Source organism: Pseudonocardia sp. EV170527-09 (genome assembly GCF_008369905.1).
In the GTDB taxonomy this organism is placed as follows: Bacteria; Actinomycetota; Actinomycetes; order Mycobacteriales; family Pseudonocardiaceae; genus Pseudonocardia.
The window spans coordinates 1-265 of the sequence record NZ_VRMC01000494.1 but is presented as its reverse complement, the minus strand read 5'-3'; the positions used below and the strand labels follow the sequence as shown (position 1 = coordinate 265).

The window sequence follows — 265 nt, the reverse complement described above, 5'->3', positions numbered from 1 at the left end:
CTGTTCAATATCCCGCTGACGGCCCACTTCCTGGGCGGCGCGGCGATCGGTGACAGCGCCCAGACGGGCGTCATCGACCCCTACCACCGCGTCTACAACTACCCGACGCTGTTCGTCACCGACGGTGCCGCGATCTCGGCGAATCTCGGTGTGAATCCGTCACTTTCGATCGCGGCGCAGGCCGAGCGCGCGGCGTCATTGTGGCCGAACAAGGGACAGGACGACGCGCGGCCGGCCCAGGGTGAGCCCTACCGCCGGATCGAAC

At 67.5% G+C, this 265-nt stretch carries 1 protein-coding gene; it reads left to right on the top strand.

All coding sequences use genetic code 11. The annotated features are described in order from the left end of the window. On the top strand, window positions 1–265 hold a 265-nt coding region (locus FVA95_RS29910; protein WP_149666984.1), incomplete at both ends, for a GMC oxidoreductase.